The following is a 26,485-nucleotide window of genomic DNA, read 5'->3' on the forward strand; positions in this document are numbered from 1 at the left end:
CCGATGGGATCAGTCGCGCAGGGTCGCCCCGAATCGCTCGCCGGCACGTCGGACGGCGCCGTCACGGGCCTCAGTGGCCTCGGCAGCGGTCAGCGTGCGGTCCGTGGCACGGAAGCGCAGCGCGAACGTCAGGGACTTCTGTCCCTCGTCCACGCCGGTGCCCCGGTAGTCATCCACGAGGCGAGCATACTCCAACAGCTCTCCGGCACCAGTGCGCACCGCATCCAGTACGTCACCCGCCGGAACGTCGGCACCCACCACGAGGGACAGGTCCTGCGTCGCCGCCGGGTAGGACACGATCGGTGCCACCGAGACCAGTTCGGGTGCCGCCCGGACCATGGCGTCGAGGTCGAGTTCGACGACCGCGACGACGCGCGGCAGGACCGCTGCCTCGGTCAGCTCGGGCAGGAGTTCACCCGCGACGCCGACGACGGTTCCGTCCACGAGGAGCGATGCCGCGCGGCCCGGGTGCAGGGACGGGTGCGTCGTCTGTGCCACCATGAGCTCGACCCCGACCGCCCAGGCGACGGCGCGCGCGACGTCGAGTGCGTCCGCGATGCCGTACGGCTCGGGCTGGACGCCGGGCTGCTTCACGACCCGGTTGCCGGTGAGCAGCGCGGACACGTGGAACGGCTGCGGCGGCAGGGACGCGTCGAGCGCGGCGAGGGTGTCGCGGTCCGGGAGGACGGCGCCGGCCGGGACCGTGTCGGTGCCGAGCGTCTCGCCCGCGACCGGCAGGAACACCCGCGAGGTCTCGTAGAGCGCGACGTCGACGAGGCCGCGCGACACGTTGCGGCGGGCGGCGTCGACGAGTGCCGGCACCCCGCTGCGACGGAGGAGGCTCTGCTCGCTGTCGAGGGCGTTCGCAAGGACCACGCTCGGCCCGCCGGCGCCGTCGATGCCCGGGTAGGCCTCCTGCGTGGCCTGCGACACGAAGGGTGCGGTGACGACCTCGACCAGGCCGTCGGCGGCGAGTGCGGCGGCGACGCGGCGACGGGCCTGCTGGTGACCGGTCAGGCCACGGCCGGGCGGCGCGACGGGGAGGATGCTCGGGATGCGGTCGTAGCCGACGATGCGCGCGACCTCTTCGACGAGGGTGGTGTCGTCGGTGAGGTCGGGGCGCCAGGTCGGCGGTACGACGGCGAGCGTGTCCCCGTCGACGTCGACCGATGCACCGATCGCGCGCAGGGTGTCGATGACCTCGGCGTCGGAGTAGTCGACGCCGACGAGCTCGGCCGGACGGGCGGTTCGCATCGTGACCGTCGGGCGGGGGTCGGTGTCGACGAGCGTCGAGCCGAGGGTGTCCGCGGTGCCGCCCGCGAGCTCGACGAGGAGCTCGACCGCACGGTTCGCGGCGGCCTCGGCCACGAGCGGGTCGACGCCGCGCTCGAAGCGTCGGGACGCCTCGCTCGGGAGCTTGTGCCGACGCGCGGTCCGGGCGATGGAGGTCTGGTCGAAGCCGGCGGCCTCGATCAGGACGTCGGTGGTCGCGTCGGAGATCTCGGTCCGGGCGCCGCCCATCACGCCGGCGAGGCCGACGGGACCGGAGTCGTCGGTGATGACGAGGTCTTCCGGGTCCAGCGTCCGTTCGACGTGGTCGAGGGTCGTCAGGGTCTCGCCGGCAGCAGCACGACGGACACCGAGCCCGCCCTGCAGCGTCCGGAGGTCGTACCCGTGCAGCGGCTGACCGAGCTCGAACATGACGTAGTTCGTGATGTCGACGGGCAGCGAGATCGACCGGACACCGGCGAGGGCGAGACGCGAGACCATCCACGCCGGGGTCTTCGCGGTCGGGTCGATGCCACGGACGACACGGGTGACGAACGTGTGCGCGCCGACCCGGCCACGCACCGGGGCCTGGTCGTCGATCACGACCGGGAAGCCCTCGGCGCTGCGGGGGGCGACCCGCTCGACCGGGTCGTGGAAGGTCGCGCCGGTCGCGTGGGCGTACTCGCGAGCGACACCGCGCATGCTCAGCACGTACCCGCGGTCCGGGGTCACGTTGATCTCCACCGCGGCGTCGTCGAGACCGAGGAGCGCGATGGCGTCCGCGCCGACCTCGGGCTCCATGCCGAGGTCCGCGAAGCGGAGGATGCCGTCGTGCTCGTCGCCGAGACCGAGCTCGCGTGCCGAGGCGATCATGCCGTCGGACACGTGCCCGTAGGTCTTGCGTGCGGCGATCGGGAACGGCCCGGGCAGGACGGCGCCGGGGAGCGTGACGACGACGAGGTCGCCGACGTCGAAGTTGTGCGCGCCGCAGACGATGCCGCGGGGCTCGGGCTCGCCGACGTCCACCTGGCACCAGTTGATCGTCTTGCCGTTCTTCTGCGGCTCGGGCTCGCGCTCGAGCACGCGGCCGACGACGATCGGGCCCGTGAGGTCGTAGGTGTGGACGTCCTCTTCCTCGAAGCCCACCGACACGAGCGCCGCGTGGACGTGCTCGAGGGTGACGTCGTCGGGGAGGTCGACGGACTCGCCGAGCCAACGGAGTGGGACGCGCATCAGACCACCGTTCCGAACTGCTGCGAGAAGCGGATGTCGCCCTCGAGGAAGTCACGCATGTCGTTCAGGCCGTTGCGGAACTGCAGCGTCCGCTCGATGCCCATGCCGAACGCGAAGCCCTGGTACTCGGCCGGGTCGATGCCGGCGGCGCGCAGGACGTTCGGGTTGACCATGCCGCAGCCGCCCCACTCGACCCACCGGGCGCCGCCCTTGGCGTTCGGCTGCCAGACGTCCATCTCGGCGCTGGGTTCGGTGAACGGGAAGTAGTTCGGGCGGAGACGGATCTGCGCCTCGGCGCCGAACATCTGGCGTGCGAAGTGCTCGAGCGTGCCGCGCAGGTGCGCCATCGTCAGGCCCTTGTCGATCGCGATGCCCTCGACCTGGGTGAAGACCGGCAGGTGCGTGGCGTCGAGCTCGTCGGCGCGGTACACCCGGCCCGGCGCGATGACGTAGAGCGGCAGGTCGCGCGAGAGCAGCGACCGCACCTGCACCGGGGAGGTGTGCGTGCGCATGACGAGGTGGCGCTCGACCGGCTCGACGAAGATCGTGTCGGCCATCGCCCGGGCCGGGTGGTCCGGGTCGAAGTTCAGCGCGTCGAAGTTGAACCACTCGTGCTCGAGCTCGGGGCCTTCCGCGACTTCCCACCCCATGCCGACGAAGATGTCGGCCACGGTCTCGTTGAGGAGCGACAGCGGGTGCCGCGAGCCGGGCGCGCGGCGGACCGGGAGCGCGGTGACGTCGACGCGCTCGGCGTCGAGGCGTGCACGTTCCTCGGCTTCGGCGAGCACGGACTCCTGCTCGGCGATCGCCGCGTTCACCTGCCCACGAGCCTGTCCGACGAGCTTGCCCGCGGCCGCCTTCTGCTCCTTCGGCACGCTGCGCATCGACGCGTTCATCCGCGCCAGCGCGGACTGTTCGCCGGTGTGCTCGGCCCTGGCCTGCTTCAGCTCGGCGACGGTCGTCGTGGCGCGGACCGCCGCGAGGGCCCGGTCCACGGCGTCGGCGACGGCCGATTCGCTGATCTCGAGAGGTTCTGACACGAGACCCAAGCCTACCGGCCCGTGGGATACCGCCGTCCGGTACCGGACGGTCTGGGGAGGAGTCCCCGATCAGTCGCCTGTGGAGGGACGAGCCGTGCGCTGCGCGAACGCCGACTCGTACAGGCAGACGGACGCCGCGGTCGCGAGGTTCATCGACTCCGCCTTGCCGTAGATCGGTACCTTCACGGCGCGGTCGACGAGGGCGAGGTCCTCGGTGGTCAGACCACGTGCCTCGTTGCCGAACACCCATGCGGTCGGACCGTCGAGCATGCCGTCGGCGCGGACCTCGGGCAGGTCGTCGCCCGAGACGTCGGCGGCCAGGATCGTGTACCCGAGGCCCCGGGCACGGGACACCGCGTCGGCGAGCGTCACGCCGACCGACACCGGCACGTGGAAGAGCGAGCCCGTGGTCGACCGCACGACCTTCGGGTTGTACGGGTCGACGCTGCGCCCGGCGAGGACCACCGCGTCGGCGCCGGCGGCGTCGGCCGCACGGATGATGGTGCCGGCGTTGCCCGGATCACGCACCTCTTCGAGGATCGCGACGATCCCCGGCAGGCCGCCACGCGCCTCCTGGGCGGCACCGGCGTCGGGGAAGACGTCCTTCACCGACGTCGGGAACTGCTGGCACACCGCGACGACGCCCTGCGGCGTCACGGTGTCCGCCATCGCGTCGAGGACCTGTTCGGTCACGAACCACGTGTCGACCGGCGCGTCGTCGAGGCCGTAGCGCGCGGCCGCCGTCGGGGTCACGTAGAGCTCGCGGAGGAGCTCCGGGCGGTACTCGATCGCCTCACGCACCGCCTGCGGCCCTTCGAGCAGGAACAGGCCCGTGTCGGCGCGCACGTCCTTCTTCGACAGCGCTGCGACGGCACGGACACGGCCGGCCTTGGGGTTCTCGAGGAGATCGCTCACGGGACAAGTCTAGGAACGACGAAACCCCCGCCGGACCGGCGGGGGTTTCGCGAGCAGAAGAACTGACTACGCAGCCTTCGGGGCCGAGGTGTCGGCCGGGAGCGCCTTCTTGGCGGTCTCGACGAGCGCCGCGAACGTCTCGGGGTTGTTCACCGCGAGGTCCGCGAGGATGCGACGGTCGACCTCGACGCCGGCAAGGCCGAGGCCCTGGATGAGGCGGTTGTAGGTCAGGCCGTTCGCACGCGACGCGGCGTTGATGCGCTGGATCCAGAGGCGACGGAACTCGCCCTTCTTCGCGTGACGGTCGCGGTACGCGTAGACGAGGGAGTGGGTGACCTGCTCCTTGGCCTTGCGGTACAGACGCGAACGCTGACCGCGGTAGCCCTCGGCGCGCTCGAGGATGACGCGGCGCTTCTTGGCGGCGTTGACCGCTCTCTTTACTCGTGCCATTGATCTATTCCTTTACGTTCTGCGGGGCTCAGTGGCCGAGGAGCTTCTTGACGTTCTTCGCGTCAGCCTTGGCGAGGACCTGGTCCTCGTTGAGGCGGGCCTTGCGCTTGGCGCTCTTGACCTCGAGGTTGTGACGCATACCGGCCTGCTGCTTCATGATCTTGCCGCTGCCGGTGACCTTGAAGCGCTTCTTCGACCCGGAGTGGGTCTTCTGCTTGGGCATGGTGGTGCCTTTCCGTGGGGATGGATGGGGAGCCGCGTCGTTGCGGGATCGGTCGGTGGGACCTATTCGGCGGGAGCTTCGGCCTGCGCGGGCTCGGGAGCCACGTCGGTGGTCTCGTCCTTGCCCTTCGCAGCGTGCTCCGACGCACGACGCTCGGCCTTCTGAGCAGCGCGCTTGGCGTTCTGCTCGCCCTTGACGTCGGACTTGTTCTTGAGCGGGGCGATGATCATCGTCATGTTGCGGCCGTCCTGGGTCGGACGCGACTCGACGACACCGAACTCGGCGATCTCCTCGGCGAACTTCTGGAGGAGACGGACACCCTGCTCCGGACGCGACTGCTCGCGGCCACGGAAGAGGATCATCGCCTTCACCTTGTCGCCACCGAGGAGGAAGCCCTCGGCGCGCTTGCGCTTCGTCTCGTAGTCGTGCACGTCGATCTTCAGGCGGAAACGGACTTCCTTGAGGTCCGTGTTCACCTGGTTGCGACGCGCTTCCTTGGCCTTCTGAGCGGCCTCGTACTTGAACTTGCCGTAGTCCATGATCTTCGCCACGGGCGGCTTCGAGTTCGGCGCGACCTCGACCAGATCCAGCTCGGCTTCCTGCGCGAGGCGCAGTGCGACGGCGATGGGGACAACGCCGACCTGCTCGCCCTGGGGGCCGACGAGTCGGACCTCGGGGACGCGGATTCGGTCGTTGGTACGGGGATCGGGAATGCGGAGCTCCTTCAATCAGGTGGTGGCCGTCCGGGGCGTTTGCCCTGGACGACGGCACGAGAGAGGAGATCTGACGCACGGATCGTGACCCGTTCGGCAGCCGCCCGACGCCGACCCCTGCGGGACGGCCGACCGACGCGGACGCCGGTGGAGCGGTGTGGACCCGGTAGCCTGTGGTGCGCGGCCGCGGGTGGGAGAGACTCCTCTTTCGTGACGCTGCGGGAGTGATCGGCCTCGTTCGCACGAGTCCGGGCACACTGACAGCATCTGCCGCGGACGAGTCTAGCAGAGGAGCACCGTGACCGACACCCCATCCCCCGAGCCCGACGAGGCCGCCCGCGACATCTCGGAGGTGCCGGCCGTCGAACTCATCAACACCGTGGCGGTGCACCTCCTCAGCGCGGCCGCCGTCAAGGTGGGTCTCGCGGACGACCCCGAGCAGCAGACGGACCTCGACGAGGCGCGCAAGCTCATCACGGCGCTCGCGGGGCTCGTCACCGCCGCGGCGACGGAGATCGGGGACCACCACGCCCGCCCGCTGCGCGACGGGCTCCGTTCGGTGCAGCTCGCGTTCCGCGAGGCGTCGAGCATCCAGGACGCGCCGGGCGCCGGTCCGGGCGAGAAGTACACCGGACCCGTCAACTGACGGGCGTCACCGGATGACGGACGGGAGGCGCGGTGCCGGCTGGCACCGCGCCTCCCGTCCGTCATCCGGTCCGGTCCAGGGCCGCAGCCCTCGGTCCGTCGGTCAGGCCGCGCTGCGCGCGACCAGGCGCGTGACCGCGGCGAGCGGGATCCCGACCCAGTCGGGACGGTTCCGGGTCTCGTAGACGACCTCGTAGACGGCCTTGTCGAGTTCGAACGCGTCGAGCAGTTCCCGGTGGGCACGCAGGTCCGATCTCGTCCCCTGCTGGTAGCCGTCGAGGAACGCCGACCGGGCGTCCTGCGCCCACTCCCCCGCGTCGACGGGTTCGGCGTCCTGGGCGAGCGACCCCTGGACGTAGTCGAACGAGCGCAGCATGCCGGCGACGTCCCGGAGCGTGACGTCCGGCAGGGAGCGCTCGGTGAGCGGCCGGAGCGGCTCGCCCTCGAAGTCGAGGAAGACCCAGCCGCGGGGTTCCGGAGCGGCGAGCACCTGTCCGAGGTGCAGGTCGCCGTGGATGCGCTGGAGGTCGGGCCAGTCGGCGTCGGCGGCCCGGGCGTAGACCGCACGGACGGCGTCGACGTGCGGGGCGATCGCCGGGGCCTCGCGTGCCGCGGCGTCGAGCCGGCCGTGCATCGTCGCGATCGCGGCGGCACGGCGGTCGTCGTCGGCGGGCTCGGTCGGCAGGGCCTCGGCGAGGGTGCGGTGCACCTCGGCGAGCGCGAGCCCCAGCCGCTCGGCGTCGGATGCGAAGGGGATGCCCTCGCGGGCGTCGCCGAGTGCCACACGCCAGGCGTCCTGCAGCCCCGGCAGGAACTCCTGGGCGAAGGCGAGGTGCCCGCTCGCGGTGCCGTCGGAGCGCCCCGGGTCCGGCCAGCTCCCGCGGAGCGCGCCGTACACGCGCGGCACCCGGGCGCTGCCCGCGGCCGAGAGGGCGAGCTGCGTGGTGACGTCCGGGTTGTCGCCGTGGTGCAGCACGCGGAAGACCTTCACGATGACCTCGGCGCCGGTGTCGGTCTCGCAGATGACCGAGGTGTTCGACTGTTCGCCGCTGAGCACCCGGGACCGCCTGACCGTGCCGATCGGGACGAGACTCTCGTCGTCGGCGTCGATGCGCGCGGCGAGGGACCGGATCCAGTCCGGATCGGCGGTCGCGTCGTGCACGGCCCCGGCCGCGTCGGGGCTGACCGGCGCCTGGTAGAGGACGGGGCCGGTCGGGGCGTCGTCGAGGACGAGGCGGGTACCGGCGGGCTGCGCGAGGGTGCGGAGCCGCGGGGTGGTGCCCTTCGCCGTGTACCAGCGCTGGTGGGCGATCCAGCCCTCGAGGGTGCGGTCGGTGGGCTCGCCGGGGGCGGGGACGGGTGCCTCGTCGCTCATGGGGCGAACCGTACGCGCCGGGGGCTGAGGGTGGTGCGCTGGGTCGTGGGGCGCGGGGCGCTGGGGTCGTGGGGCGCTGGGTTCGGGTCGACCGCTGTCCTCCACAGGGCGTCGTTCCGGGTGCGGCATCCACAGAACGCGGCTGGCCCGGTGACGAGGGCCCCGCGGCGGACGACACTGACGGCATGCAGACCCCGCACCCGGAGCCACTCGGCCGCACCGACCCCCATCGCACGTGGCGCATCGCCGACGACCGGCGACTGCCCGCCCTCGAACCCTTCGCCGACCGCGTCCACCGGCACGGTCCCGTGGTGCTGCGCGAGCACCTGTGGGACACCGACGACCGGGTCCTCGCGGCCGAGGGCGTCGAGCTCCTCCGGTCGGACGCCGGGTGGAGCGTCGACCGCGGTGACGGGCCGGTCGAGGTGCCCCCGGACCTCGACGGCGGCGACGACCAGGATGCGGACCACGTACCGCGCGACGTGGTCGAGGTCTTCCTGCGCGGCCGCCCGGTCCGGGTCGTCCGGGTGCGGGACACGGTGACGACCCTCGTCGAGCTGCGCGGGCGGGACGGGCGGCTCCGGGCCGAGGTGGCCGACGTCCGTGTGGACGAGGGCGAGCCCGACGCCGCGGTGCTCCGGTCGGCTCGGTGGTGGGCGCTGAGCGACGACGGGCGCGGTGGGACGGTGTCCCGGGCTGCGGAGCGGGCGCTGGCGGACGCGGCGGAACCCGGGGCGGGTGGTGGCGCCCGAGGCGGGGCCGGGCGCGCTGGTGGCGGGGCCGGGCACCCTGCGCTCCGTGCCGCCCCCGAGCGTCGGAAGGGGACGGCGGCACGCCCCCGACGGGGCTCCGCGGCCGCTGCCCTGCGAGCGGTGCTCCGATCGTTGCGCGCGGACCTCGTCGCGGTCGACCCGAGGGTGCGTGCCGACGAGCATTGGTCGGTGCACGACCTCCGGAAGGTCCTGCGTCGGCTGCGGAGCGTGCTGGCCGCGTACCGCGGTGCCCTCGATCGCGACGCCACCGAACCCCTGCGCGCCGAACTGGCCGAGGTCTCGCGGGTGGCCGGTGTCGCCCGCGACGCCGAGGTCCTGCGCGACCGGTTGCTCCGCACGGCCGGCCGCGCTCCCGAGGGCTTCGTCGACGCCGAGACCCTCGACCGGATCGGTGCGCACATCGCCGAGTCCCGCGCGGCGGCGGCCGCCGACCTCCGGCACACCCTGCGCTCGGCGACGTGGTTCCGGGCACTCGACCGCCTCGACGACCTCGTCGCCCGGGTGCCGCGGGGACCGCACGCCGACGACGACGCCCAGGCGTTCGCCGTCCACCGGATCGCGCGCGAGCGGAAGCGGGTCGCGAAGGCGATCGACGGCGGCACCGAGACGCTCGACGACCTGCACGAGATCCGAAAGGCGGCGCGGCGCCTGCGCTACGCCCTGCAGGCCGCCGACGGGGCGACGGACCTCGGGAAGCGGCGCCTCGGGTTGCTGCGGCGGGTCCAGGACGGCCTCGGCGAGGTGCTCGACGCGGCACACGCCACCGCGGCCCACCGGGAGCTGGCGACCCTCGCGGCGAGGAGCGGGGCGGACACGTTCGGCGCCGGGGTCCTCGCCACGACCGAGCACGCCGTCGTCGAGCGCGAGCGGGACCGGGCCGAGCACCTCGTCGCCCGCCTGCGGTCGCGCGTGGCGACCGGTCTGCGAGGATGACCGGGTGCCGCACTACCTCGAAGACCTCGCCGCCGGACAGACCTTCACGACCCCGGGCCGGACCATCACCGAGGCGGACGTCGTTTCCTTCGCCTCGTGGACGAACGACAACAACCAGGTCCACACCGACGTCGAGTTCGCCGCCAGGACCCGATACGGCCAGCGGGTCGTGCACGGGCTGCTCGGCACCTCGCTCTGCCTCGGGCTGATCGCCCGCACCGGGGTGTTCGAGGGCTCGGCCGTCGCGCTGCTCGGCATCGACCAGTGGCGCTTCACGGCGCCGGTGTTCATCGGGGACACCCTGACGTGCGAGGTCGAGATCCTGTCGACGCGGCTGACGAGCTCCGGGACGACGGGCATCGTCGAGCGGACGGTGTCGCTCCGGAACCAGCGGGGCGAGACCGTGCAGCAGGGGCGCATGGACGTCATGGTCCTGACGCGGGACGCCGCGATCGCCTGACGGGCCGGGCGGGCACTCGGCGGGAATCATCTCCGCGCTCTTTACAACGATGTACCCGCCACGCCAGCATGGAGGCATGAGCACGCTCGACGGCATCGTCGCCGCACCTGACACCGCTTCCCCGCAGGCCCTCCCGCTCGCCTCCCGGCAGGACGGCACGTACCCCCGGCCGCAGATGCTCCGCCCGCACTGGGCCGACCTCGACGGCACGTGGTCCTTCCGCAACGACGGCGACGACCCCGCCTGGCGGACCGGCTTCCCGGACGCACGGGACATCGTCGTCCCGTTCCCGCCCGAGTCCGTCGCGTCGGGCATCGACGAGCCGGGCTTCCACCCCGTCGTCTGGTACTCCCGCACCATCGGCCGCGCCGAGCTCGAGGCCGCCGGACGCGGCGACGCGGCACCCCGGCTCCTGCTGCACTTCGGCGCGGTGGACCACCGCGCCCGGGTCTGGATCGACGGGCAGTTCATCGGCGAGCACGAGGGCGGCCACACGCCGTTCTCGTTCGACGTGACCGACGTCCTGACCGCCACCGCCACCGCCGGCGGCGACGCCTCCGACGCCGTGCACACCCTCGTCGTCCGCGCCGAGGACGACCCGCACGACCTCACCCAGCCCCGCGGCAAGCAGGACTGGCACGAGGACCCGCACGCCATCTGGTACCGCCGCACCACCGGCATCTGGCAGACCGTCTGGCTCGAGGCCGTGCCGACCACGTCGATCGAGTACCTCCGCTGGACCAACCTCGACCACCAGACGCTCCGCCTGACCGTCCGGCTCGCCGGGGTCCGGGCCGGCGGCGAGCGCCTCCGCGTCGACGCCCGCTGGGACGAGCGCGACGAAGACCTCGCGACGATCGAGACCACGCTCGGTGCGACGGCGAACGAGTTCGACGTGCTCGTCCCGATCGCCCGGCAGGCGAACGGGCAGGCCGAGGACGAACTGCACTGGTCGCCGGAGGCACCGCGGCTCGTCGACGCCACGGTCACCCTGCTGGGATCCGGCAGCGACCGCGCCCCGATCGACGCCGTCGCGTCCTACTTCGGCGTGCGCACCGTCGGCGTCGACGGTGGCGCGTTCCTCCTCAACGGCCGGAGCTACGACGTCCGCAGCGTCCTCAACCAGGGGTACTGGCCGGACTCGCACATCGCAGCCCCCTCCCGCGAGGCGCTCCGCCGCGAGGTCGAGCTCATCAAGGAGCTCGGCTTCAACGCCGCACGCAACCACCAGAAGATCGAGGACCCGCGCTTCCTCTACTGGGCGGACCGGCTCGGCGTCCTCGTGTGGGGCGAGGCGCCGGGTGCGTACGCGTTCTCGCCGCGGGCCGTGCAGCGGCTGATGCGCGAGTGGATGGACGCCGTCGAGCGCGACGCCTCGCACCCGTCGATCGTCACGTGGGTCCCGGCGAACGAGAGCTGGGGCGTGCAGCACATCGCGACCGATCCCGCGCAGCAGGCCTACGCGCGGTCGTTGGCCGACGTCACGAGGGCGATCGACCCGACACGGCCGGTGATCTCGAACGACGGGTGGGAGCACGTCGCATCCGACATCATCACCGTCCACGACTACGAGGGCGACGGCTCCCGGCTCGCGGCGACCTACGCCGACGACGCGGCGCGCACGACACTGGTGCAGGGAATCGGGCCGGCCGACCGGCGCATCCTCGTCGGCGGGGCGGTCGACCGCGGGCAGCCGGTGATGCTCACCGAGTTCGGCGGCGTGAACTACCAGCCCGGCGTCCAGCGCGAGGACGGCTGGGGCTACACGACCGCGGCCGACGGCGACGACTGGGTCGCGCGGATAACGGCGCTGTACGACGCGGTCCGCGCGAGTTCGTTCCTCGCCGGGTCCTGCTGGACACAGCTCACGGACACGATGCAGGAGACGAACGGCCTGCTGAACGCGGACCGCACCCCGAAGGTGCCGATCGAGCAGATCCGGCGCGCGGTCACCGGTCGCTGACGCGACGCAGGTGAGCAGGAACGGTCGGGTCCGACGATGGGACCCGACCGTTCCTGCTCACCAGACGCGCGGATCAGGAAGCGAGGAACCGCAGGACGGCCTCGTTCCACTCGTCCTTGTGCGATGCGAGCACCCCGTGCGGCCCGCCCTCGATGACGTGGGTCTGCGCGTTCGGGATCGCCGCAGCGGTCCGCTTGCCGGACACCTCGAACGGCACGATGCCGTCGGAGTCGCCGTGGATCACGAGCGTCGGCACGTCGACCTTGGTGAGGTCGTCGCGGAAGTCCGTCGTGGCGAACGCGACGGTGCAGTCGAGCGTGCCCTTCGGCGATGCGAGCTCGGCGATCGCGAGGTCGTACGCGCGCTGGTCGCCCGACACCAGGGGCTTGTTCACGAGCGAGGGCTTGCCCGCCGTGTAGAACAGGTCGACGAACTCGTGCAGGAACGCGGGGCGGTCCCCGGTGATCCCGTTCGAGAACCAGTCCGCGAGGTCCTGGTCGACCCCGCCGTCGGGGTTGTCGTCGGACTTCCAGAGGTACGGCGGCACCGCGCTCGCGAACACGAGCTTCTTCACCCGGCCCGTGCCGTAGGTGGACACGTAGCGCGCGAGCTCACCGCCACCCATCGAGAACCCGATCAGCGTGACCTCGGTCAGCCCGAGCTGGTCGAGCAGGGTGTCGAGGTCGGCGGCGAACGTGTCGTAGTCGTACCCGCCCCACGGCTGCGACGACTGCCCGAAGCCACGACGGTCGTACGCGACGACACGGTGCCCGGCCTCGACGAGGGCCGGGATCTGGCCCTCCCACGAGCGGCCGGACAGGGGCCAGCCGTGGATGAGGACGACCGGGTCGCCCGATCCGAAGTCGTCGTAGTGCAGGTCGATGTCGTGCCCGTTCTCGGCTCCGACGGTGATGAACGGCATGGTGCCTCCGGTGGTTGCGTCTTCCAGGGAACACCGACCATGCAACGCCGCGGGCCCTCACCGAGGCTGGAAGCGTACGCCTTGCGGACACCGGCCGCATGCCGTGGACGTGCGAGGATCGGGCGGTGACGAGCGCCGGGGAGACGAGCCGCGCCTCCAGGCCGGCCCTGGAGGCGCGCCACAGCGGCTGGACCACTCCACTGCTCCTGTGGTTGGCCTCGCGCGTGGTCAGCACGGTCCTGCTCGCGACGGTCTACTTCGTGGCGACGGCGAACGGCTGGCCGTTCGCGTCGTCCCGACGCGACCCGTCCTTCTTCACGTTCTCGGGGTCGTGGGACGCGTCCTTCTACCGGATCATCGCGGAGCACGGGTACCCGACGACGCTGCCGCTCGATGACTCGGGGCACGTCCTCCCGAACGCCTGGGCGTTCCTGCCCGTGTTCCCGACGCTCGTGCGCGCCGTCATGCCCCTGACGGGCGGGTCGTTCTGGGTCGCGGGGGTGCTCGTGGCGACGCTCGCCGGGGCCGGGGCGTGCGTGTTGCTCTACCGGCTGGTGCTCGCCGTCGGCTGCTCGCATCGCGCGCGGTGGGCGACGGCGCTGTTCGCGTTCGGTCCGACCGGATTCCTGCTGCAGGTGGCCTACGCCGAGAGCACGTTCCTGCTGCTGCTGTTCGGGGCCTTGCTGGCGCTCGTTCGCCGACGCTACTGGCTGGTCGCGCCGCTCGGGCTCGTGGCCGCGTTCACGAAGCCGGGGGTGCTGGCGTTGGCCGTGGCGCTCGCGGTGCACCTCGTCGTGCGGTGGGTGCAGGAGCGTCGGGCGCTCCCGCTGCGGGACGCCGTGGCGATCGTCGTGTCGGGGCTGGTGGTGGCTGCGGCGGGGCTGGCGTGGCCGGTGATCGCCTCGGCCGTGACGGGTCGGCCGAACGCGTACCTCGACACCGAGCTGTCGTGGTGGGTGGGGTTCGTGGGGCGGCAGCACTTCGCGCCGCTCTCGCCGTGGTTCACGATGGCGGGGACGTGGCTCGGGCCGCTCGGGATCGTGCTCGTGGTCGCCGTGCTCGCGGGGGCGGTGTGGTTCTGGACGCGGAGGTCGGTCCGGGCCCTCGGGGTGGACGTGTGGGCGTTCACGGCGGCGTACGCGCTGTACCTCGTGGCGGTGTTCCTGCCGCAGCAGTCCCTGCCCCGGTTGCTCATGCCGACGGCGCCGCTGCTCGGGTCGGACGTGCTCGTGCGGACGCGGCGGCGGGCGGTCGTGTGGCTCGTCGTGGGTGTGTGCCTGCAGCCGGTCGCCGTCGTGCTGCTCTGGTTCCTCGGGTACCCCTGACGCGCGGCGCGGCCCGGCGCGGCGCGGCTCGGCGCGGCGCGCACAACCAAAGTCACTCCGCGCCGGGGGTTGCCGCGGTTCGAGCGCACTTTCGTTGTGCGCTGCCCCGCCGAACCGGCTGCGAGCACCACCAGACACCCGCGGCCCCGGCGCGCGCCGGCGCTACGCGTCGAACGTGTGGAACCAGGCGGTCCCGCCCGGGTGCTGCACCGTGATCATCTCGTCGAGGTCGCGGTACGGCCCGTCCTGGTTGTGGCTCGCCGACTTGATCCGGACCGTGCCGTCCGGCTCGGTGAACACCTCGGACACGATCGTGGTGTGGTCCGGCGAGTCGTTGTCGTTCCAGTCGTAGAACACGATGTCGCCGACCTTGACCTTGTCGCGTTCGTCGAGGGAGCGGCGGGTGAGCCCGAACTCCGCGGCGTTCGCGGTCAGCCACGGGTCCATCGTCGGGCAGTAGGTCCACGTCGCCGAGTGCTCCGCCCCGGCCGAGCGGTTGTACCAGTCGGATCGCTGCTGCCAGCCGCGGGCGATCAAGGTCTGCGACACGTAGTTCGCGCAGTCACCACCGATCGGGTTCATGGTGCCGTACTCGGCGAGGTTGTAGTCCTTCCAGTGCGCCATCGCGTACTCGAGCTGCCGGTCGACGTCGGTCAGTGCCGCGTAGGCCAGGGTCGAGGTCGCGACCGCCGTCGAGGCGTCCGGGACGGGCGCGGTGGTCGGCGTCGGCGTGGCCGTCGCGGAGTCCTGCGTCGCCCCGGTCTGCCCGTCGTTCGCGGCGCTGCCGTCGCCGTCCGAGGACTGGTTGGCGGACGGTGAGGGCTCGATCGCGGTCGTGAAGAGCGCGACGTCCGCCGACCCCGCCGTGTACATCGCCTGGTGCGGTGCCGTGAAGGTCACCTTCGTGGCGGTCGCCTTGACGTCCCGCGCGGCGATGCCCCCGACCGTGACGCCCGTGACCGCTGCCAGCCCGGAGCCGGCGACGGTGATCGTCACACCGCCGGCGAGCGGGACCTGCGCAGGGCTGAGCGACTTCGCGACCGGCTTCGCGGTGGGCGTGGACGAACCGCCACCGTTGCTCGTGCCACGACCGGATGCCTTGCCCGTTCCGCCGTCCCCCGACGAGCACGCGGCGACGGCGAGCCCGATGCCGGTCACGCCGGCGAGGGACAGCAGGGAGCGGCGCGTCAGGGAAGCAGTCATGGTGCTTCCCAGGGTAGGCGACGACACGGCATGATCTCTGGCAGGAACCACCGTCGAGAGGATCAGACCACCCATGCCCGAGAGCCACGACTTCTTCGTCGCAGCCGCCCCCGACCACGTCCGCGCACTCGTCCGCGGCGCACTCGTCCGCGAGGGCTACACCGTCGACGACGGCGATCAGGGAGCCCTCCGCGCCACCCGCGGCAGCATGGGCCTCACGCTGCTCATCGGCGGCATGGCGAACGACCGGACCTTCCACACCCGCCTCGACGTGCAGATCATGGTCACGCCGGACGGTCGGACGGTCGCGCGGCTCCTGCGCGGTGCCGGCAAGTCGGCGCTCAAGGGCGGTGCGCTCGGCATCTCGCGCGGCAACCGCGCCTTCGAGCAGGCCGCCAACGCGATCCACGGCGAGCTCGCCCAGGCCGGGATCCTGACGGAGAGCGTCCCCGGCTGACCCGGGCCCGCCCCGGAACGACGAAGGCCACCCGATCGGGTGGCCTTCTGTCTCGGAGTGGAGCTAAGGGGATTCGAACCCCTGACCTTCTCATTGCGAACGAGACGCGCTACCAACTGCGCCATAGCCCCGAGAACGCGTCCACACTAGCACCCGCGTCGGCCCGATCCGAAATCGGGCGATCAGACGGCGCGGCGGCGACGCATGATGGCGTCGAGGTCCGCCTGCTCGTAGGCGTCCTCGCCGAGGACCCCCATGCCGGCCCACTTGCTCGGCGCCGCCGGGGGCGCGGCGGGGGCAGCGGGTTCCGGAGCGGGAGCGACCTGCGCGACGGGGGTTCCCGTCCCGGCCGGCGCGCGCAGGCCCAGCCGCTCGGCGAGCCGTCCCTGGTCGTGCGCGGAGAGCGACGCGACGGCCTCCTCGACGTCCGGGCGCATGGGCGACACCCGCGCGAGCGACGGGTCGGTCTCGGCGGCACGGATCGCGGCCGCCTCGGCCTCGGCTTCCGCCTTGGCCGCGGCGACCCGCTCCTTCAGGCGGGCGGCGAGCTCCGCCGAGGACTCCGGCGTGGCCGCCGGGACCTTCGGGCGTTCGACGTACAGCGGCTTCGGGACGCGGTTCGGCGTCCAGCTGCGGTCACGAGCGGGCTCGGCGGGCTGCTCGGTCGACAGCGGCGGCGCCGGGTCCGTCCACTCGCTCGCGGGCCTGGAGGCGCGGCTCGACTCCGGCACGACCGTCGCGGTCCGGGCCTTCCGCGCCTTCGCCACCTGGTGCAGCTGGGCGAGGACCGCTGCGGACCCACCGGCGGCGACGAGGCCGGCGACACCGACGAGCCAGGCGGCGGGGGCCGCGACGAACACGACGACCGCGACGACGAGGCCGAGCGTGCCGAGCAGGGTCGCCCCCAGTCGGGACCGACGCATGCGCATCGCGGTGAGTGCGGGGACCGCCGAGGCCCGCTCGAGCACGGGTGCCTGCTCGGCCAGTCGTCGGGTGATCTCCCGCTGCCGGGCGGCCTCGTGGGCGCGGACGATCGCGGTGCGCTTCGCCTCCTCCGACTTCGCGACCCGCTGGGCCTCGGCGAGGGACTTCGCGTTCATCTCGATGCGGACCTCGTCCGGCAGCTCGGCGGTCTGCGCGAGGATGCGGAGGGTCTGCTGCAGCCGGATCGCGTTCCGCTCGGTCGCGAGGTACTGCCGACGGGCCGCCCAGGACGGCATGAGGTAGACGAGCCAGAGCACGGCCGCGATGAGCAGGACGATGCCGCCGCCCCAGGAGCCGATACCTGCCATGGGGACACGGTAGGGGTGGGCGTTCCCCCGGCCGGTGATTGCCGGACGCGTGTTGCGCGTGTCGCGACGAAATCACCGGGGGTGAGCCGCGCCTCCCGGGCCGCCCCGCCGGACGGACCGGACCCGCGGGTCAGACGCGGGGCGTGGTGTGCAGCGGCATCGCGGCCTCGTCGCGTGCCGCGAGGGGGACCGAACCGACGCCGGGCGGGACCTGGCCGCGGACCCAGCGTTCGAGGACGCCCTCGCGGACCTCTTCGGCGACGAGGGCGAAGCAGAAGTGGTCGCGCCAGTCGCCGTTGATGTGGATGTACCGGCGGCGGAGCCCCTCGAACCGGAAGCCGAGCTTCTCGACCACCCGCAGCGACGGGGCGTTCTCGGGACGGATGCAGATCTCGATGCGGTGGATCCCGACCACGCGGAAGCAGTGGTCCACCGCCATCGCGACGGCGATCGGCGTGACGTTGTGGCCGGCGGCGTCCTCGACGACCCAGTAGCCGATCGAAGCACTGGCCAGGGAGCCGTACGTGATGCCGGAGACGTTGAGCTGCCCGACGAAGCGGCCGTCGAGCTCCATCGCGAACGGGAGTCCGAGCCCCGCGCGGGCGTTGGCCTGGAGCGCGCGGATGCTGCCACGGACGTCGGTGGAGACGTGACCGGAGGGGTTCGTGGCCTCCCACGTGCGGAGCCACGAGCGGTTGCTCGCGAGGGCGACGTCGAGGTCGCGGGTGTCGCGGAGTCGGAGGGGCCGGATGGTGACCCGCCCGTGGGACAGGGTCGGGATCGTCGTCATCGCGCTGGTTCCTCCGGGAGCGTCGAACGGGCCCGGGGGTGTTCCCCGGACCCGTTCGGCGACGGGTCGTCTATTCGCCCGCGTTGAACTCCTTGAGCCACGACTTGAGGTCGGGGCCGAGGTCTTCGCGGTCCGAGGCGAGCTGGACGATCGCCTTGATGTAGTCGAGTTTGTCACCGGTGTCGTACCGGCGTCCACGGAACACGACGCCGTACACGCCGCCGGTCCACTCCTCGGCGTTCGCCATCTTCATGAGCGCGTCGGTCAGCTGGATCTCGCCGCCCTTGCCCGGCTCCTGCTTCTCGAGGACGTCGAAGACCTCGGGACGGATGACGTAGCGGCCGATGATGGCCAGGTTCGAGGGCGCCTCGCCCTGCGGGGGCTTCTCGACGAGGCCGGTGATCTTCACGACGTCGTCGGTGTCGGTCTCCTCGACCGTGGCGATGCCGTAGAGGTGGGTCTGCGACTCCGGGACCTCGAGCAGGGCGACGACGGTGGCGTTCTTCTCGCCCTGGACCTCGATCATGCGCTTGAGCAGCGGGTCGCGGGCGTCGATGATGTCGTCCCCGAGGAGCACGGCGAACGGCTCGCGGCCGACGTGCATCTTGGCGCGGAGCACGGCGTGGCCGAGGCCCAGCGGGTCACCCTGGCGGACGTAGTGCATGTCGGCGAGGTCCGTGGACTGGTTCACCTTCTGCAGCTTCTCGTGGTCGCCCTTCTTCTTGAGGGTCTCCTCGAGCTCGGACACGTGGTCGAAGTGGTTCTCGAGCGCGTTCTTGTTGCGGCCCGTGATCATCAGCACGTCGGTGAGCCCTGCGCCGACGGCCTCTTCCACCACGTACTGGATGGCCGGCTTGTCGACGACGGGGAGCATCTCCTTCGGCATCGCCTTGGTGGCGGGGAGGAAGCGCGTGCCCAGGCCTGCGGCGGGGATCACGGCCTTCGAAATCTGGAAGCCCATGCCTGGACGGTATCGGATGACCCCTGGAGGGGGCATGTCGTCGCTACGGAGGACACGGCTTCTCGCGCTCGGCGGCGGAAAGCCGCAAGACGTGCCCTCGGTAGACTCCTCGGCATGATCGCCGATCTCGGGAACGAGAAGCGCGCCCTGCGAGCCGAGCTCCGGCAGCGGCGGCGCACCCGGACCACGACCGAACGCGAGACCGACACCGCGGCGCTCACCGCGACCCTGCAGCGCTTCGCCGAGGAGCGCCAGGTCGAGTCGATCGCGCTGTACCTCTCCGCACCCGAGGAACCCGACGTCCGCCCGTTCCTGAACTGGGCGTTCGAGCGCGGCATCCGGGTGCTCCTGCCGATCACCCGCGAGGACGGCCTGCTCGACTGGGCGGTCGGCGACGGCGCCTCCGAGGCCGAGGGGCTGGCCGGCGTGCCCGAGGTCGTCGGCGAGGTGCTCTCCCCACTCGCGATCAACGACGTCGACGCGATCCTCGCCCCCGCCGCCGCGGTGGGACACGACGGCGTCCGGATGGGCTGGGGACGCGGCTACTACGACAAGACGCTCGGGTCGATGGCGAACCGCCCGCCCGTCTATGCTGTGATCTTCGACGCGGAGTACCTCGACGAGGTCCCGCGCGAGACCCACGACGAACCCGTCGACGGCATCATCACGCCGTCGCGCATCATCACCTTCCGGAGCTAGGGTGCCCACCTACTCGTACCGCTGCACGGAGTGCGGCAACGCCTTCGACATCAAGCAGTCGTTCTCCGACGCCACGCTCAACGAGTGCCCGGCGTGCGGCGGCGTGCTGCGCAAGGTCTTCTCGCCGGTCGGGGTGACGTTCAACGGGGGCGGCTTCTACCGGACCGATTCCCGGGCGGCGCCGAAGGGCTCGTCGGAGTCGTCGCGCTCGTCCGAGTCGTCGTCCTCGTCGTCCTCGTCGTCCTCGTCCTCGGCGCCGGCGAAGTCCGAGTCGAAGCCCGCAGCAGCGAAGCCCGCTGCCTCGACCACGCCGAAGCCCGCTGGGTCCTGACCGGGGTCCGGACTCCTCGGTAGGTTGATGGGGTCGCCGTCCGGCGGCCGTCCTCGACCCGGAAGGAGTCCCGTGAAGGGCTTCAAGGAGTTCCTGCTCCGCGGCAACGTCATCGACCTGGCCGTCGCAGTCGTCATCGGTGCAGCGTTCACCGCCATCGTGACCGTCATCGTGAACGCGATCATCAACCCGGCGATCGGCGCGGTGTTCAACGCGTCGAGCCTCGACGACGCGCTCAAGGTCGACATCCCGACCGTGGCGGGCGGCAAGCCGGCGACGCTGATGTTCGGCTCGGTGATCGGCGCGGTGATCAACTTCGTCATCGTCGCGGCCGTCGTGTACTTCGCCCTCGTGCTCCCCGTGAACCACCTCAAGAAGGTCGCGTTCGAGCGGGTCAAGAACGACGAGGAGCAGACGCCGCAGGACGTCCCGCCGACCGACGTCGAGGTGCTGCTCGAGATCCGCGACCTGCTCCGCTCGCAGAACGGCGTGCCCGCGAACACCGGCGGCGGTGCGCACGTGGCGCCGTCCACCGCTCCCGAGGGTCCCGGTATCGGCGGCACGACGAAGCTCTAGCTGCTCCCGCACAACCGAAACCCGCCCGAACCACGCGATCACGTGGCTCGGGCGGGTTTTGCTTGTGCGCGCGCCCGGCGCCAGCGCGCACCCGGCGCAGCGCGCGGCCGGCGCAGCGCGCGGCAGGCGCAGCGCGCGGCGGACGTCAGCGCGCGGCCGACACCTCGCGCCGCTTCGCGAACATCGCGATCGCGTACTGGACGCCCGCCAGCACGTGCCCGACGGTCCCGAGGTAGACGAACACGAGGGCGACGACGCGGACCCACGGCGCGTTCTCGTCGACGGTGTGCACCGCGGAGAACAGCAGCACCGGCAGCCCGACGAAGAGCAGCGCCGACCGGATCTTGCCGGTCCACGTGACGTCGAGGTCGGGGTTGCCGTGGAACAGCACGCTCGAGAGCACGACGAGCACCAGGTCGACGAGCACCACGACGGCGACGACCCACCACGGCAGCAAGCCGGTCAGCACGAGCGACAGCACGATCGCGATGATCGCGAGTCGGTCGGCGACGGGGTCGATCGCCTTGCCGAGCTTCGAGCCCTGGTCGAACTTGCGAGCGATGAAGCCGTCCGCCCAGTCGCTCACCCCGATGACGACGAGCGCGACGAGTGCCCAGCCGGGGTGTCCAGCGACGACGAGCCACACGAACACCGGGATCAGCAGCAGCCGGAACAGCGAGATCAGGTTCGGCCAGGTCTGCCAGTCGGGGCGCTCCCGCACGGTGTCAGTCATCGCAGGACAGGCTACCTGCTCACCAGTGCGGCGGGACGTCGCGCCGGAGCTGGTCGTCGTTCTCCCCGTCGCGGTGGCGGGCCGGTTCCGGCGGCGCGACCGGGTCGTAGCCCGGCACCGGCTGGGTGGTGACGCGCCTGCGGCGCCCCACCGCGCCTCCCGGCTGCGCATCCGCCTCACCGTCGTCGGTCGCCGACGGGACGGGAGGCGCGGCTGACGACGCGTCGTCGGCCCGCGTCCACGTGCCCACCAGCTGGTCCGTCTCGGGCGTCACCGGACCGGCCGGCCGGGAGGCCCGCCGGCTCGGCCGAGGAGTCACCGGCGTGCGGGGATCGGGGGGATGGAGATCTCCTGCGTGACACCGCGGTCGACCCCGAGCACGGCGGCGACGGTGTTCGCGACGCGGTCCGGGTCCGAGAAGAGCTGGAACGCGTGCACGCGCACGTAGTGCCAACCGAGTCGTCGGAGCACCTCGGGTCGGAGCCGGAGCGACTCGCGGAGCGACCCCTTCACGAGCGTCGCGTCGGTCTCGATCGTGACGCACACCCCACCGTGCGCGGCGACCAGGCCGAGCTTGCCGCGGTGGCCGAGCGCGACGGGGATGCCCCGCATCTCGAGCCGGCGGGCGAGGTCGACGAGCAGCGGGTCGGAGTCGTCCGGGACGTACTCGGCCGTGGTGCGTGCACGGACCTCGGCGAGGATCTCGGCGAGGGCGACGGTGCCGTGGCCCATCCGCTCGGCCTCGATGTCGGACGGCTGGAAGCAGGTGACGATGACCATCGAGCGACGTGCCCGGGTCATCGCGACGGCGAGCAGGCGCTCCCCACCGGGCTTGCCGAGCGGACCGAAGTCGCGCAGGACACGGCCGTGCGGGGTGCGACCGTAGCCGATCGAGAACACGACGCGGTCGCGGCTCTGGGCGACGGACTGCTCGAGCGTCGCGACGATGAACGGCTCGGCCCGGTCGCCGATGACGAACTCGGTGAGGTCCTTGTGCCCCTGCGCCGCGGTGAGCACGGCCTGCTCGACGCGGACGGCGTGCTTCGCCGAGGCGGTGATGACCATGAGCGACTCGGTCGGACGGGTGCGGGCGTGGTCCGTGACGAGCCGGACGACGCGGTCCACCTCGGCGTCGACGCTCTCGACCGCCCCCGACTCGGGGTCCGGCACGGCCTTGCCGTCGCTGACGTAGTCGAGCGCGATCGAGCCGTGCCCGAGGAACGAGCCGGCCCAGGGCAGCGACTCGATGCGTCCGCCGTAGAAGCGACGGTTGACGAGCTCGGCGAGGTCCTCGCCGCCGGCGCGGTACGAGCGGGTGAGCGACAGGGTCGGCAGCAGCGTGGAGAGCTTCGCGAGCGCGGAGTCGGCGTGGAAGGCGTCGAGCGTGCCCTCGTCGACCTGCAGCGCGCGGTGCGCCGGGTCGACCGCGATCCGGAACGGCGACGGGGTCTGCGTGACCGGGTCGCCGAACACGACGGTCTGACGGGCACGGCGGACGGCCCCGACGGTCTCGGCGATGGTGACGGCGCCCGCGTCGACGAGGATCACGGTGTCGAAGGGCATCGTGTCGGCGATCTGCGACACCTCGTAGGGCGACGCGAGCCACACCGGTGCGATCGACCGGGACAGGTGCGGCGCGGAGTCCTGCAGCAGACGCGAGGTGATCGCGCCGTCCCGCAGCTGGGTCTTCAGCGCGGTGGCCTCGTCCGGCCAGTCGACGAGTCCGACCTTCCAGTTCTCGGCCAGCTGCCACGCCAGGCCCTGGGAGACCCCGGCCGCGTGCGCGTCGTCGACGAGCCGGAAGTCGGCCTCGACCCGGTCGAGCATGTCGGTGTTCGCGCCGAGCAGGGCCCGGTCGGACTCGAGCATCGTCTCGAGGGCGGACTGCCACCACGCGAGCTCGAGCTCGGCGGGGACGTGGGTGTCCGGCACGTGCCGGTTCGCCAGGTCCGTGATGAGCGGTTCGAGCTGCAGGTCGCGCAGGGTCTGCATGAGCTCGGTCCGCTCCTGCAGGTTGTGCAGGACGTCGGACTCCTCGGCGAGGCGGGCGATCGTCGGGACGAGCTCGTCGATCGGGACGTTCGCCAGCTGGGTCTCGCGGGCGGTGCGACCCAGCGGCTCGTCGAGGCGCGCGAGGTCCTCGACGACGTTCGAGAACAGCACCTGGACGTCCGCGATGCCGGTGGGCACCTCGGGGTTCACGCCGGCGGCGACGTAGCGCTGCCAGAGGACGCGCTGCTGCTGGACGCGGGTCAGCGCCTCGTGCAGGTCGGACACGTGCACACCGGGGCGGACGTACTCGCGGGCGAGCTTCTTCAGCCGGCGCCGGTTCGTGCTCGACATCGGCGCACCCTCGCCGCGCGGGGCGGTGGCGGCCACGAGCTCGGACACCGAGCGGTCGAAGACGACGGGCAGGAAGCGGTCGAGGGTGTCGCGGATCTCGGTGAGCAGGCGCAGGTAGATGCCGAGCTCGTTGATCGTCGTGAACTGCCGCATGTGCGTCGTGGCGACGAGGTCGTGGGCACGGCGGAGCAGGGTCGGCAGGCCGTCGGCGTCGAGGTCCTTCGCGATCCGGTGGGCGCGCTGGGCACCGTCGCTCGAGGAGAACTTCGCGCCGTACCAGGGCGAGTCGTCCGGGCCGTAGCGGAACTCGCCGAGGTTCGCCGCGCTGACCATGGTCTCGGCGACGCGCGAGCGCCCCTCGACCATGCTCGTCACCGAGGTCTTCGACAGGCGTGCGGTCGTCGACGGCGGGACGGGCAGCAGCGACAGGCGCGACAGCTCGACCAGGCAGTCGAGCACCGAGACGCGGAAGTCGGGGTCGACGCGCGTCAGCGAGCCGCGGTAGTCCTTGAGGACCTTGCGGAGCCGGACCAGGGCGTCGTCGACCTCGCGCAGGTTCGGACGCGAGGCCTTCTCGTTGCGGGCGATCGCACGGACGACGTCACGACGGAGGGTGCCCGGGGTCACGGCGACGCCGGGCAGCTGCACCTCGGAGAACCGCGCCGCGATGCCGCGCAGGGTCGCACGGCGCGGGCTCACCACGAGGACGCGCTTGTTCGCCGCGACGAGGCCGCCGAGCGCGTTCACGATCGTCTGCGTGCCACCCGTGCCCGGGAGGGTCTTCACCACGATCGAGTTGCCGGCCGTGATCTGCGCGATCACGTTCTCCTGCTCGTCGTCGGCGTCGAGCAGGAGCGTGTCGGTCTCCGGGCTCCGCTCGTCCGACGGGGTCTGCTCGACCGGGTGGTACGACTGCTCGACCTGCCACTTCGCGCTCGGGTTGCCGGCGAGGGCGTCGAGCACCGGGTGGGACAGGTCCTCGGTGTCCTCGACCATCCCGGTCGCGACCTCGGCGAACGTGGACACGACCAGGCGTGCGTGCACCGAGAAGCCCGGGATGTGCGCGGTGAGCCCGCGGAGCCGGTCGATCACCGGGTTCGGCGTGAAGGAGCCGTCCTGCTGCGCGAGCGCCACGAAGGACTGGGCGTCGAGGATGACGCCGAACTGCTCGTGCAGCGCGTCGGCGAGGCCGGGGTTGAGGACGGGCTCGCCGAGCAGGCGGACCTCGAAGTCGCGGCCGTGCCGACGGATCGCGAGCGGGCGCAGCAGCACCGGGCCGCGGAACTGCTCGTCGCCGTGCTGCCAGTCGGCCATGCCGATGCCGAGCTTCACGGCGTCGATGCCGCGCACGGTGGACAGCTCGGTGCCCTTGGCCTCGACGTGACCGGCGGCGATGCGGGCGGCCCGGAGTGCCACCTCGTCACGGATCAGGCTCGACAGCAGCGTCGTCTTGCCGGTGATGAACTGCGCGAGGCCACCCGGGTGCGTCGTCGAGAGCTCGATGCGGGCCCGGGGGTGGTCGGCGAAGTGCGTGAGGGGGCTGGTGCCGCCGACGCCGGTCAGCTGCCCGCGCCAGACGTCCCAGACGGGTTCGGCGGCGTTGCCGGCCTGGAGGCGCGGATCACCCAGGCTGATCGCCTGCGGACTCGTGAGCTGCAGTTCCGGGCGCAGGGTGCGGTCGGGTTCGTCCGTCACGGCGGTCTCTTCCTGCTGTCCCCGTCGGTCCTGCTCCCCCTGCTGTCCGTCGCGCCCGTCCTGCTGTCCGTCACGCCCGTCCGCGGGCGCGTCGGCGCCCTCGACGGGGACGTCGTCGTTCACGTCGTCCTCGCCGTCGGTCACCCTGTCCGCTCGCCACACATCCGACACTGTAGGCGGAAGCGGGCTGGCACTCTGGCAATGAACCGAGGTTTCGGACTTTCCGGCCCCCGCCGATGCGCGACCGGGCGCGCCGGTGTGGTACCAACGGGGCATGGCCATCGACGACCGCACCGCTCCCCCCACCTCCGCGCCGGAGTCCGCTCCCGCACCGAACCGACGTCGATCGGTCCCCGCCGAGATCTCCCGTTCGTGGCTCCTCGTCTCCGGCACCGCGACCGACCGGTTCGAGAAGTCGCAGCGGTCCCGTGCCGACCAGATCATCCTGGACATCGAGGACGCGGTGGACCCCGCCGCCAAGCCGTCGGCCCGCCAGGGCGTCGCCGCGTGGCTGGCCGGCGGCGGCGAGGCCTGGGTGCGGATCAACGACGTGACGACGGACTTCTGGGCGGACGACGTCGAGGAGCTCCGCGGGCTGCCCGGGCTGCAGGGCGTCATGCTCGCGAAGACCGAGTCCCCGGCGCAGGTCACCGACACGTGGCACCGACTCGGCGGCCACACCCCGGTGATCGCCCTGGTCGAGTCGGCCCTGGGCATCGAGGAGTCGGTGCCCATCGCGAAGGCGCAGGGGGCGTTCCGGCTGGCGTTCGGCTCGGGCGACTACCGGCGGGACACCGGGACGAGCGCGGACACGCTCGCGATGGCGTACCCGCGGTCGAAGCTCGTCGTGGCGTCCCGCGTGGGCGACCTGCCCGGCCCGATCGACGGCCCGACGGTGGGGTCCTCGCACCCGATCCTCCGCGAGCAGTCGCAGGTCGCGGTCTCGCTCGGGCTCACCGGCAAGCTGTGCCTCGACACCGAGCAACTGCCCGTCATCAACGAGGTCATCTCCCCCACGCCGACCGACGTCGCCTGGGCGCAGGACTTCCTCGACGACTTCGAGGCCCGCGGCCGGGTCATCCGCGACGGCTCCGACCTGCCCAGACTCGGTCGCGCGCAGAAGATCCAGCGCCTCGCACAGGCGTTCGGCGTCGAGGCGCGGTAGG

25 protein-coding genes and 1 tRNA gene are annotated in these 26,485 nt (G+C 72.1%); 10 read left to right on the forward strand and 16 right to left on the reverse strand.

From position 1 onward, the window contains the following. Positions 1–9: 9 nt before the first annotated feature. The 6 genes from pheT to infC form a co-directional block, all read right to left on the reverse strand. A complete protein-coding gene (gene pheT / locus QE359_RS01125) occupies positions 10–2,502 on the reverse strand; it encodes a phenylalanine--tRNA ligase subunit beta (RefSeq protein WP_309776965.1) in 2,493 nt (830 codons plus the stop codon). Further along, complete coding sequence (pheS, locus tag QE359_RS01130) at positions 2,502–3,542, reverse strand: phenylalanine--tRNA ligase subunit alpha (RefSeq protein WP_070419380.1); 1,041 nt, start codon at positions 3,540–3,542, stop codon at positions 2,502–2,504. The genes pheT and pheS overlap by 1 nt, the downstream gene beginning before the upstream one ends. 69 nt (positions 3,543–3,611) lie before the next feature. Next, positions 3,612–4,457, reverse strand: coding sequence for an RNA methyltransferase (locus QE359_RS01135; protein ID WP_309776966.1), 846 nt, complete (start codon positions 4,455–4,457; stop codon positions 3,612–3,614). A 66-nt stretch (positions 4,458–4,523) separates the two neighbouring features. Continuing rightward, positions 4,524–4,907 (reverse strand): 50S ribosomal protein L20, encoded by a 384-nt coding sequence (gene rplT, locus QE359_RS01140; protein ID WP_022908516.1) that lies wholly within the window; start codon positions 4,905–4,907, stop codon positions 4,524–4,526. 28 nt (positions 4,908–4,935) lie between these two features. Then, positions 4,936–5,130, reverse strand: a complete 195-nt coding sequence (gene rpmI / locus QE359_RS01145) for a 50S ribosomal protein L35 (RefSeq protein ID WP_022903519.1) — start codon at positions 5,128–5,130, stop codon at positions 4,936–4,938. A 62-nt stretch (positions 5,131–5,192) separates the two neighbouring features. Continuing rightward, a complete protein-coding gene (gene infC, locus QE359_RS01150) occupies positions 5,193–5,858 on the reverse strand; it encodes a translation initiation factor IF-3 (protein ID WP_070417880.1) in 666 nt (221 codons plus the stop codon). A gap of 283 nt (positions 5,859–6,141) precedes the next feature. Between infC and QE359_RS01155 the strand changes: the two genes are divergently transcribed. Continuing rightward, a complete protein-coding gene (locus QE359_RS01155; protein ID WP_071295810.1) occupies positions 6,142–6,489 on the forward strand; it encodes a DUF1844 domain-containing protein in 348 nt (115 codons plus the stop codon). 102 nt (positions 6,490–6,591) lie between these two features. Here QE359_RS01155 and QE359_RS01160 read toward each other — a convergent pair whose 3' ends face one another. Beyond that, a complete protein-coding gene (locus QE359_RS01160) occupies positions 6,592–7,863 on the reverse strand; it encodes a phosphotransferase (protein WP_309776976.1) in 1,272 nt (423 codons plus the stop codon). A gap of 185 nt (positions 7,864–8,048) precedes the next feature. Between QE359_RS01160 and QE359_RS01165 the strand changes: the two genes are divergently transcribed. From QE359_RS01165 to QE359_RS01175, 3 genes are all read left to right on the forward strand, one after another. Beyond that, entirely contained in the window at positions 8,049–9,569 is a 1,521-nt protein-coding gene (locus QE359_RS01165) for a CHAD domain-containing protein (protein ID WP_309776978.1), read from the forward strand. 4 nt (positions 9,570–9,573) lie between these two features. Beyond that, a complete protein-coding gene (locus QE359_RS01170) occupies positions 9,574–10,029 on the forward strand; it encodes a MaoC/PaaZ C-terminal domain-containing protein (RefSeq protein WP_070417876.1) in 456 nt (151 codons plus the stop codon). Positions 10,030–10,105: 76 nt separating this feature from the next. After that, positions 10,106–11,992, forward strand: a complete 1,887-nt coding sequence (locus tag QE359_RS01175) for a glycoside hydrolase family 2 TIM barrel-domain containing protein (RefSeq protein WP_309776981.1) — start codon at positions 10,106–10,108, stop codon at positions 11,990–11,992. Positions 11,993–12,065: 73 nt separating this feature from the next. On the opposite strand, the gene QE359_RS01180 is transcribed toward QE359_RS01175, so the two are convergent. Further along, the gene (locus QE359_RS01180; RefSeq protein WP_071295813.1) at positions 12,066–12,914 is read right to left on the reverse strand and encodes an alpha/beta fold hydrolase; all 849 of its coding nucleotides are present in this window, start codon (positions 12,912–12,914) and stop codon (positions 12,066–12,068) included. Between the two features lie 125 nt (positions 12,915–13,039). On the opposite strand from QE359_RS01180, the gene QE359_RS01185 reads away from it, so the two are divergent. Then, positions 13,040–14,239 (forward strand): hypothetical protein, encoded by a 1,200-nt coding sequence (locus QE359_RS01185; protein ID WP_309776984.1) that lies wholly within the window; start codon positions 13,040–13,042, stop codon positions 14,237–14,239. 162 nt (positions 14,240–14,401) lie between these two features. Here QE359_RS01185 and QE359_RS01190 read toward each other — a convergent pair whose 3' ends face one another. Then, positions 14,402–15,442 (reverse strand): amidase domain-containing protein, encoded by a 1,041-nt coding sequence (locus QE359_RS01190; RefSeq protein WP_309776986.1) that lies wholly within the window; start codon positions 15,440–15,442, stop codon positions 14,402–14,404. A gap of 73 nt (positions 15,443–15,515) precedes the next feature. Here QE359_RS01190 and QE359_RS01195 point away from each other — a divergent pair, with 73 nt between their 5' ends. Next, complete coding sequence (locus tag QE359_RS01195) at positions 15,516–15,899, forward strand: hypothetical protein (protein ID WP_071295815.1); 384 nt, start codon at positions 15,516–15,518, stop codon at positions 15,897–15,899. A 58-nt stretch (positions 15,900–15,957) separates the two neighbouring features. Here QE359_RS01195 and QE359_RS01200 read toward each other — a convergent pair. The 4 genes from QE359_RS01200 to galU all read right to left on the reverse strand — a co-directional run bounded on the left by QE359_RS01200 (position 15,958) and on the right by galU (position 18,942). Continuing rightward, positions 15,958–16,030: transfer RNA gene (locus QE359_RS01200), tRNA-Ala, on the reverse strand. 51 nt (positions 16,031–16,081) lie between these two features. After that, entirely contained in the window at positions 16,082–17,191 is a 1,110-nt protein-coding gene (locus QE359_RS01205) for a hypothetical protein (protein WP_309776989.1), read from the reverse strand. Positions 17,192–17,321: 130 nt separating this feature from the next. Continuing rightward, positions 17,322–17,981, reverse strand: a complete 660-nt coding sequence (locus tag QE359_RS01210; protein WP_309776990.1) for a GNAT family protein — start codon at positions 17,979–17,981, stop codon at positions 17,322–17,324. Between the two features lie 70 nt (positions 17,982–18,051). Next, a complete protein-coding gene (gene galU, locus QE359_RS01215; RefSeq protein WP_022907539.1) occupies positions 18,052–18,942 on the reverse strand; it encodes a UTP--glucose-1-phosphate uridylyltransferase GalU in 891 nt (296 codons plus the stop codon). A gap of 114 nt (positions 18,943–19,056) precedes the next feature. On the opposite strand from galU, the gene QE359_RS01220 reads away from it, so the two are divergent. From QE359_RS01220 to mscL, 3 genes are all read left to right on the forward strand, one after another. Beyond that, positions 19,057–19,641, forward strand: coding sequence for a 5-formyltetrahydrofolate cyclo-ligase (locus QE359_RS01220; RefSeq protein ID WP_070417869.1), 585 nt, complete (start codon positions 19,057–19,059; stop codon positions 19,639–19,641). A 1-nt stretch (position 19,642) separates the two neighbouring features. Next, the gene (locus tag QE359_RS01225; protein ID WP_309776992.1) at positions 19,643–19,972 is read left to right on the forward strand and encodes an FmdB family zinc ribbon protein; all 330 of its coding nucleotides are present in this window, start codon (positions 19,643–19,645) and stop codon (positions 19,970–19,972) included. Positions 19,973–20,044: 72 nt separating this feature from the next. Next, entirely contained in the window at positions 20,045–20,548 is a 504-nt protein-coding gene (gene mscL / locus QE359_RS01230; RefSeq protein WP_070417867.1) for a large conductance mechanosensitive channel protein MscL, read from the forward strand. A gap of 145 nt (positions 20,549–20,693) precedes the next feature. Here the strand turns inward: mscL and QE359_RS01235 are convergent, their stop codons facing one another. From QE359_RS01235 to QE359_RS01245, 3 genes are all read right to left on the reverse strand, one after another. After that, positions 20,694–21,281: a CDP-alcohol phosphatidyltransferase family protein gene (locus QE359_RS01235; RefSeq protein WP_071295818.1), complete on the reverse strand. Its 588-nt coding sequence runs from the start codon at positions 21,279–21,281 to the stop codon at positions 20,694–20,696. Positions 21,282–21,300: 19 nt separating this feature from the next. Then, entirely contained in the window at positions 21,301–21,531 is a 231-nt protein-coding gene (locus tag QE359_RS01240; protein ID WP_309776993.1) for a hypothetical protein, read from the reverse strand. Positions 21,532–21,596: 65 nt separating this feature from the next. Further along, positions 21,597–25,463: an AAA family ATPase gene (locus tag QE359_RS01245; protein ID WP_309776994.1), complete on the reverse strand. Its 3,867-nt coding sequence runs from the start codon at positions 25,461–25,463 to the stop codon at positions 21,597–21,599. 130 nt (positions 25,464–25,593) lie between these two features. Between QE359_RS01245 and QE359_RS01250 the strand changes: the two genes are divergently transcribed. Further along, positions 25,594–26,484 carry a CoA ester lyase gene (locus QE359_RS01250; protein ID WP_309776995.1) on the forward strand — a complete coding sequence of 297 codons (891 nt, stop codon included), beginning with the start codon at positions 25,594–25,596 and terminating at the stop codon, positions 26,482–26,484. The last annotated feature ends 1 nt before the right edge of the window (position 26,485 follow it).

It is taken from the genome of Curtobacterium sp. SORGH_AS_0776, assembly GCF_031453355.1.
In the GTDB taxonomy this organism is placed as follows: domain Bacteria; phylum Actinomycetota; class Actinomycetes; order Actinomycetales; family Microbacteriaceae; genus Curtobacterium.

What these genes read in the sequence shown, in the direction of transcription:
- pheT (WP_309776965.1), bottom strand. Translation starts at nt 2,502, where the DNA reads ATGCGCGTCCCACTCCGTTGGCTCGGCGAGTCCGTCGACCTCCCCGAC.
- rplT (WP_022908516.1), bottom strand. Translation starts at nt 4,907, where the DNA reads ATGGCACGAGTAAAGAGAGCGGTCAACGCCGCCAAGAAGCGCCGCGTC.
- rpmI (WP_022903519.1), bottom strand. Translation starts at nt 5,130, where the DNA reads ATGCCCAAGCAGAAGACCCACTCCGGGTCGAAGAAGCGCTTCAAGGTC.
- QE359_RS01160 (WP_309776976.1), bottom strand. Translation starts at nt 7,863, where the DNA reads ATGAGCGACGAGGCACCCGTCCCCGCCCCCGGCGAGCCCACCGACCGC.
- QE359_RS01165 (WP_309776978.1), top strand. Translation starts at nt 8,049, where the DNA reads ATGCAGACCCCGCACCCGGAGCCACTCGGCCGCACCGACCCCCATCGC.
- QE359_RS01175 (WP_309776981.1), top strand. Translation starts at nt 10,106, where the DNA reads ATGAGCACGCTCGACGGCATCGTCGCCGCACCTGACACCGCTTCCCCG.
- QE359_RS01180 (WP_071295813.1), bottom strand. Translation starts at nt 12,914, where the DNA reads ATGCCGTTCATCACCGTCGGAGCCGAGAACGGGCACGACATCGACCTG.
- QE359_RS01190 (WP_309776986.1), bottom strand. Translation starts at nt 15,442, where the DNA reads ATGACTGCTTCCCTGACGCGCCGCTCCCTGCTGTCCCTCGCCGGCGTG.
- QE359_RS01195 (WP_071295815.1), top strand. Translation starts at nt 15,516, where the DNA reads ATGCCCGAGAGCCACGACTTCTTCGTCGCAGCCGCCCCCGACCACGTC.
- QE359_RS01205 (WP_309776989.1), bottom strand. Translation starts at nt 17,191, where the DNA reads ATGGCAGGTATCGGCTCCTGGGGCGGCGGCATCGTCCTGCTCATCGCG.
- QE359_RS01210 (WP_309776990.1), bottom strand. Translation starts at nt 17,981, where the DNA reads ATGACGACGATCCCGACCCTGTCCCACGGGCGGGTCACCATCCGGCCC.
- galU (WP_022907539.1), bottom strand. Translation starts at nt 18,942, where the DNA reads ATGGGCTTCCAGATTTCGAAGGCCGTGATCCCCGCCGCAGGCCTGGGC.
- QE359_RS01220 (WP_070417869.1), top strand. Translation starts at nt 19,057, where the DNA reads ATGATCGCCGATCTCGGGAACGAGAAGCGCGCCCTGCGAGCCGAGCTC.
- QE359_RS01235 (WP_071295818.1), bottom strand. Translation starts at nt 21,281, where the DNA reads ATGACTGACACCGTGCGGGAGCGCCCCGACTGGCAGACCTGGCCGAAC.
- QE359_RS01250 (WP_309776995.1), top strand. Translation starts at nt 25,594, where the DNA reads ATGGCCATCGACGACCGCACCGCTCCCCCCACCTCCGCGCCGGAGTCC.